This is a genomic window from Congregibacter sp. (assembly GCF_045107095.1).
Lineage (GTDB): Bacteria > Pseudomonadota > Gammaproteobacteria > Pseudomonadales > Halieaceae > Congregibacter.
The window spans coordinates 1-6,562 of sequence record NZ_JBGCFU010000091.1 but is presented as its reverse complement, the minus strand read 5'-3'; the positions used below and the strand labels follow the sequence as shown (position 1 = coordinate 6,562).

Sequence of the window (6,562 nt, the reverse complement as noted above, 5' to 3'; positions counted from 1 at the left end):
GTGCCATGGGAGTGAGTAGACATGACGAAATCGGTGATTCTCGGCCTGTTCTTACAACTGGGAGCAGTCCATGCCTTCGGCGCATGCCCTGAAGGCTCTGCCGCCCAACAATACCTTCGCGCTATTGAAACAATGAATTGGTCGCAAATGGAATCCATGCTTGCCGAGGACGCTGTCTACACAGACCCAACAATGACTTACTTTGATAGCGACCCTATCCATCGTGAGGGCCCCCGTAACATCGTGGGCTTTTGGCGCAGTAGCTCCGAAGAGTCGGGTACGAGCAATATCAGCTACACAACCACTCAGTGTTTTGAAACCGCTGGGTACTTCGTTGTGAATCTCGATATCGATGTGCGCGTCGCGGGCGCTTATTGGAACGTCGACAAAGACTGGATAAGCCTCCCAGGCAAAGTGGTTTCGATCATTCGGGTAACGGACGGCAAAGTAAGCGAGCACCACGATTATGTCGAGTACTCGTCTGCCGAGAATACCGTCAAGGACCTACAGAAAAAGTATGGTTTGCATGAAGTGGAATAGACACTGCGCTCATTTCACGCACACCCGGCCTATCACCAAAGGATGACACCGATAAGTAATGCTCCATGCTCGAAAAGGCGCCGGCTGCAAACTCCGGCGCTGGACGTAGAATGTCAAAGGGAATTCCTAGAGCATTGTGCGAAATGCGGTAGTAACGCGCCCGCACCAGGTTGCTGAGTACCACCGCGCACTCATAGCCCAGGCGTCGGCAGTGATGGATCAGGTGACCGAGAAAATTCTGTGAGACCTGTGTGGAGCGCTTTTCGGGATGACATACAAGGCGCTCCCAAATGCAAATTGAATCGGATTTAGCGGCGAGCTCGGCCGAAATTGCCGGGTGTGGACACGCCGGGGCGATACGCATGCCTCCCACAAGAGAGTCTCCCAGGCGAGCAATGAGGATATGTCCAGATCGGTCTTCCGCTTGCTCCGATCCGTCGAAATCCTGGACCTTTAACTCCTCACGAAAACACCGCTCGCGCAGCGCGTAGTATTGGTCCAGCAGGGCTGGGTCTTGAGTAATTTCAAAGTGAATCATGGGCGTCGGTTCCTTGTATCAAGCACTTCCTTAGGAGGCCTAAAAAAAGCGCGTCCAGGGACGCGCAAGGCTTGGGGCTGACTCTGATCCGCTTAACTAAGGGCTTCGGTGTATTCCGCCTGATCGATCATGCCATCGCTGTTCAAATCTGCGATGGCAAAAATCTCGGCAAGCCAAGTTCCCTCGGCTTCACCAATAGAAATGCTGCCGCTACCGTCACGATCGACTTCCGTAAAGGCGGGAGCCGCGCTCTGGCTAGATGTGCCTGCATCGCCGGGTTGCTCGGCAAGTGTATTCACGGCAACGATCGCCGAGATGCTAAGGAAAAGTGCTGATAACTGAAATTTCATACGTCTCTCCGGTGTTTTAGGGGCGTCGCGCTGGTCTGTGAGACTTCCTGCAGAAAGCGCGCTCATACCAAGCGTTGCAAAGGGCTGACCAGTCTTTTAAAAATGATATAAAACAATGACTTAATCTATATCATCATTTTTAGAGGTAGATAAGAGCAGCGCCAAAGTGTTGCCTCCGGGCAACGCTTTTTCTGCGATGAGCGCGTGACGCAGGCCCCCAAAGGCGGCTAACCTCAGTGTCTTCTGTTCCCGCTGCCCCACAGCTGATGTGTCTCCCGTGGGCAACAGCGGTACGCAACACACAACGCGGCAACTGCGGCCGGTTTGTCATCAGGGTTGAGAACGAGTGAAGCGCTTCTTTGAATCGTTAACGTTGCTGCAGCTAATACTGCTTGGCTTTGCAGCCGTGATTCTGCCGCTGGCGATCGCTATCTGGATTGCCATTGTGCGGTCTGAGGAGTTTGCAATCACCAGCCGCAACGCAATCGTCTCGGTGCAATCCAGTACTGACGCGAGCCGTCAGCTGGCGAGCCGCATCAACAGCGTAGAGCGCTCTGCGCGGCAATTCTTTGCCCTTGAGGATTTGCAGATACATGCAATCTACGAGGGACATCGAGGCGACTTGCTGCAGCTCCTTAACTCGATGCGCGATATGCCAAATGTCGAAGGGGCGAAGTCAGTACTAGCCGATCTCCGAGATGCCGACGCCCGCCTTTATAGACACATATCGGTAGTAAGCAGTTCGATGACCGAAGAGTCAGTCGACCCTCGGGTCAGTCAGGCTCAGGCTCAAATCTTACCCACGCCATTCAAGCGTCTGACCGGCCCGAGTCCAAGTATCGACAGTAAGCTCCTGAACCCGAGAGACGTAGAAGTACTGTTTGACACGCTACGCAGCAAATCGGCGGAGTTGATTGCCCTGCACTCCCAGCGAGGCCGAGAACTTAGTACTGTCTTGACCGGGCAGGTATCTCAGTTGCGCAATTCCCTGGTGCTCCTCGCGGCCCTTGTCATACCACTATCACTAATACTGGCGGCGGTATTTCTTGTGCTTATCCGTCGCCCGCTGCGGGAGCTTGACAGCAGCATACGTACACTGGGCGATGGAGCTCTAGCCAAACCCGTTCGTATAGGCGGTGCTCGAGATCTCACGGAACTAGGGCAGCGACTCGATTGGCTGCGCGAACGCCTGGTCACTCTTGAAAGCCAGAAGACGCGTTTTCTGCGCGACGTTTCCCACGAACTGAAAACGCCACTGACCAATATCCGCGAGGCCTCAGAGCTACTCCTGTACGAGTCCAGTGAGTCCAGCGAAACTGAAGTGGCGACAATTACGCGCATACTCCACGACAACGGGCTCCGTCTGCAATCGCTTATCGAGGAACTCCTTCGCTTCGGTGCGGCGGACCGCGACAGTGAGCATCAACCCTTAGCCTTAGACACCTTGATTGAGGCCATCGTGAAACGCCAGGCCATCGCTGTTCAAAGTCGACGCCTGAAACTACGCCTCGATCTAGAGTCCGTTTACATCCATGCAAATTCTCGCCAGATCGAAATTGTGGTCGACAATCTGCTCTCCAATGCCATCAAGTTTGCCCAACCAGGCGGCTCTGTGAATATGATGCTAAAACGTACGCAAAGCGACGTGATTCTCGATGTGAAAGACGATGGGCCCGGGGTGCCAAAGGAGCACCGTCAGCGAATTTTCGAATGGTTTTTTCGCGGGAGTGAGGATACTCAGGCACTGGTGAGTGGATCGGGTATGGGATTAGCCATTGCCGATGAATACGTCCGACTGCACCGGGGCACGCTCACCCTACCCGCCTGCAGCACCGGCACAGTTTTTAGGTTGACGCTTCCCGCTCTGGATGTTCCCCAGAGCCCGCCCGATGAGCAGGGTGAGCCCACATCCAATGCCCCATGCGCGGAGACAGACGCCGCATGAAAAAGCTAAGTCACGGCGGCATCCTGATTCTGACACTCCTCCTTGGTGCTTGCGCCCTACCGAATCAAAGCGCCTATAAGCAATGGCGCAGCTTCTACTCACAGGTCGATGCAATGAGCACCGAGGAGCGCAATACCGAGTTCGTCAATGTACAAGCACAGTATGAAGAATCGCCGAACGCTATGACGCGTCTTCAACTCGCCTATCTCACGCTGCTTGCCCCCGCTGCGGAAGGCGGCGATTACCATTCGGAGGAGATGTCATCGCTGTTGAAGGGGATTGATGCTGATCACGAGCTCGCTCCCGTTCGCGATTTACTCACTCGTTCGTTACGGCTACGGGAAAACCACGCAGGCACCACAGCGGAGCTCAGAAAACTCTCCAAGCAGTGCGAAGTCGTAGAAGATAGTCGAGCAGAGCTGGAGCGCGAGCGCGAAAAACTGCAGCGTGAAGCAGTGATTTGCTCAGACCAAGTCGAGGCACTCAAAGAGATTGAAAACGTGATGTCAGCCCCAGAACCCAGCCCGCCTCAGCTACGATGAACGGCGCACAGGAGCAGGCACCGATGGACGAAACCACCCTACCGGTTCTGCTGGTGGACGACGATCCCGATCTTCTCAAATTACTATCAATTCGACTTCAACGAGCGGGCCTCGCTGTATGCACAAGCGAGAGCGGGCGCGACGCTCTGACGTTTCTGCGCACTCGGCAGGCCGCCGCCGTGGTCACAGATTTGAAGATGGATCGGATGGACGGCCTCGAACTCCTTGGGGAAATCGAGGCACACTATCCACTCCTTCCCGTAATACTGATGACCGCCCATGGGTCGATACCCGATGCCATCTCAGCGACCCAGCAAGGTGCTTTTGCATTTCTCACTAAGCCCCTGGACGCCGCGGAGCTTATTACGACGTTACGGCGTGCAGTCGCACGAAATGCGAGCGCCGGCGGTGGCGGGCGAGAACCGATCCAGCACGAATGGCGTGCGGGCATCGTGTTTCGCAGTGTCGCCATGGAGTCTACTCTTCAAGAGGCGGAACTTGCCGCGGCCAGTAATGCCAGCATAGTCATCCAAAGCGAAAGCGGCACCGGAAAGGAAGTTCTGGCGCGCGCGATTCACGATGCCAGTCATCGCTCCGCCGAGCCCTTTGTTGCCGTCAACTGCACCGCAATCCCGGAAAATCTTTTTGAGAGCGAAATGTTCGGTCATCGCAAAGGCGCTTTTACCGGCGCCACCAAGGATCGCGTGGGCTTCTTTCAACGCGCCGAAGGGGGCACCTTGTTTCTCGACGAGGTAGGAGAAATGCCCTTGGCGTTTCAGGCCAAAATGCTTCGCGCACTACAAGAACTGACGATTGAGCCTCTTGGCAGCGATGGCTCCGTCCCCGTAAATGTCCGGGTTATCTGCGCCACCCATCGCAACCTTGAAGATGCAATCCTCGACGGCGGTTTTCGAGAGGACCTTTTCTATCGTCTCGCCGTTGTTACGCTGCGTCTGCCGCCTCTAGCTGAGCGCCGGGAAGACATCCCGCTTCTGGCGCAGCACTTTCTGGAGAGCTTTCGCGGTGACGGCCCGGCGCGCGGATTCTCAAGTGATGCAATGGAGCGGCTAATGGGTGCCGACTGGCCGGGTAACGTCAGACAGCTCGCCAACGTCGTACAGCAGTGCATGGTGCTTGGCCGCTCACGAATAATCCCCGAGAGCCTGGTAGAGCGAGCGTTAAAGGGGCGTTCGGCAACCTTTGCACCGCTTGCGGAAGCGCGTGATCGTTTTGAGTTCGATTACCTCAGCCGTTTATTGCATACGACAGAGGGCAACGTCGCACAGGCCGCGAGATTGGCGCAAAGAAATCGATCAGAGTTTTACAAGCTTCTGAAAAAACACGACCTGGATCCCGCTCGCTATCGGCAAGGTGCCAGTCCCGGATAAACGCGTGCGATAACTAAGAGAGAAGATAGTTGGCCATGCTGGGTCTGTGCGAGAACTAGTGCTAGAGTCCGCTCGATTTTCCTGCCCAATAAAGAGAACCTATGAGCCGCATTCACGATATCGTCAACCCCGCTGTGATGGGCGATGAAAAAAGCATGCACGCGCTTTTCCATGAGCTGCGCCGCGATACACCGGTGGCCTACTTTGACCACCCCGATTTTGAGCCCTTCTGGACCTTAACAAGGCACGAGGACATTCAGTACGTTAGCCAGCACAACGATTTATTCATTAATGCTCCCCGTACGGTCATCGTTCAGCGCGCCTTTGAAGAAATGCTTCTGGAAAATTTTGGCACGCGCAATGGATTAGAAACACTGATCCATATGGATAACCCCAAGCACCGTGAGCTGCGTGGAGTAACACGCGATTGGTTCAAACCCGGCCCCATAGGCAAATTAAAGCCGCTGGTTGAAGGAATAGCCAAGGCTCATGTCGACAAAATGGAGGCGCTCGGCGGGGAATGTGACTTTGTGAAGGACATCGCCCTGCTCTATCCGCTACGCATCATCATGTCGATCATCGGTGTTGCGCCAGAGGAAGAAGGCATGATGCTAAAACTGACCCAAGAGCTCTTTGGCAGCGAGGACCCAGAACAGGGACGTGGTGGCGACCTTGAAGATCGCATGTCTGTGCTCATGGATTTTTTCACCTACTTCAAGGGCGTTGTAGAAGATAGAAAAGCCAACCCCAGCGATGACCTGGCGTCAGTATTAGCCAATGCGGTAGTGAATGGCGAGCCTATGGAAGAGCTTGATCAGATCAGCTACTTCATCATCACCGCAACTGCGGGTCATGACACCACCTCGGCCACCATTGGCGGCGGATTGAAGGCGCTTCTGGAGCACCCCGATCAGCTTGAAAAGCTCAAAGCCAATCCCGAGCTCTGTCAAAGTGCTGCTAGGGAGATGATTCGCTGGGTATCGCCAGTACGGCACATGATGCGCACATGCGCAGAGGACGCAGAGTTCCAAGGACAAAAAATCGCCGCAGGAGAAAGTCTGGCGTTGTGGTACCCCTCAGCAAACCGTGACGAAACGGCAATAGAAAATCCCAACCAGTTCGATATCGAGCGGGACAACCGCAACCAATTGGCTTTTGGCTATGGCGGACATATGTGCCTAGGGCAGCATCTGGCCGTACTCGAAGTGGCGTGTTTTTTCAAAGAACTGGTACAGAGAATCGACACCATCGAAATCGCT

General features: G+C 54.8%; 7 protein-coding genes. 5 read left to right on the top strand and 2 right to left on the bottom strand.

Annotated features, from left to right (window positions below; translation table 11 throughout):
• The first annotated feature begins 21 nt into the window (after positions 1 to 21).
• A complete protein-coding gene (locus AB8B76_RS12170; protein WP_405272827.1) occupies positions 22 to 540 on the top strand; it encodes a nuclear transport factor 2 family protein in 519 nt (172 codons plus the stop codon).
• Here AB8B76_RS12170 and AB8B76_RS12165 read toward each other — a convergent pair.
• Together AB8B76_RS12165 and AB8B76_RS12160 are read right to left on the bottom strand one after the other, a co-directional pair.
• The gene (locus tag AB8B76_RS12165) at positions 497 to 1,078 is read right to left on the bottom strand and encodes a GNAT family N-acetyltransferase (RefSeq protein ID WP_405272826.1); all 582 of its coding nucleotides are present in this window, start codon (positions 1,076 to 1,078) and stop codon (positions 497 to 499) included. The genes AB8B76_RS12170 and AB8B76_RS12165 overlap by 44 nt on opposite strands.
• Before the next feature lie 92 nt (positions 1,079 to 1,170).
• A complete protein-coding gene (locus tag AB8B76_RS12160; protein ID WP_405272824.1) occupies positions 1,171 to 1,428 on the bottom strand; it encodes a hypothetical protein in 258 nt (85 codons plus the stop codon).
• Positions 1,429 to 1,774: 346 nt separating this feature from the next.
• On the opposite strand from AB8B76_RS12160, the gene AB8B76_RS12155 reads away from it, so the two are divergent.
• From AB8B76_RS12155 to AB8B76_RS12140, 4 genes are all read left to right on the top strand, one after another.
• Positions 1,775 to 3,373 (top strand): sensor histidine kinase, encoded by a 1,599-nt coding sequence (locus AB8B76_RS12155; protein WP_405272823.1) that lies wholly within the window; start codon positions 1,775 to 1,777, stop codon positions 3,371 to 3,373.
• On the top strand, positions 3,370 to 3,915 hold the full coding sequence (locus tag AB8B76_RS12150; RefSeq protein ID WP_405272821.1) for a hypothetical protein: 546 nt from the start codon (positions 3,370 to 3,372) through the stop codon (positions 3,913 to 3,915). The genes AB8B76_RS12155 and AB8B76_RS12150 overlap by 4 nt, the downstream gene beginning before the upstream one ends.
• 23 nt (positions 3,916 to 3,938) lie before the next feature.
• Positions 3,939 to 5,303: a sigma 54-interacting transcriptional regulator gene (locus AB8B76_RS12145; protein ID WP_405272819.1), complete on the top strand. Its 1,365-nt coding sequence runs from the start codon at positions 3,939 to 3,941 to the stop codon at positions 5,301 to 5,303.
• Positions 5,304 to 5,404: 101 nt separating this feature from the next.
• The coding region (locus AB8B76_RS12140; protein WP_405272817.1) for a cytochrome P450 at positions 5,405 to 6,562 on the top strand (1,158 nt) is incomplete at its 3' end.

What these genes read in the sequence shown, in the direction of transcription:
- AB8B76_RS12170 (WP_405272827.1), top strand. Translation starts at nt 22, where the DNA reads ATGACGAAATCGGTGATTCTCGGCCTGTTCTTACAACTGGGAGCAGTC.
- AB8B76_RS12145 (WP_405272819.1), top strand. Translation starts at nt 3,939, where the DNA reads ATGGACGAAACCACCCTACCGGTTCTGCTGGTGGACGACGATCCCGAT.
- AB8B76_RS12160 (WP_405272824.1), bottom strand. Translation starts at nt 1,428, where the DNA reads ATGAAATTTCAGTTATCAGCACTTTTCCTTAGCATCTCGGCGATCGTT.
- AB8B76_RS12150 (WP_405272821.1), top strand. Translation starts at nt 3,370, where the DNA reads ATGAAAAAGCTAAGTCACGGCGGCATCCTGATTCTGACACTCCTCCTT.
- AB8B76_RS12165 (WP_405272826.1), bottom strand. Translation starts at nt 1,078, where the DNA reads ATGATTCACTTTGAAATTACTCAAGACCCAGCCCTGCTGGACCAATAC.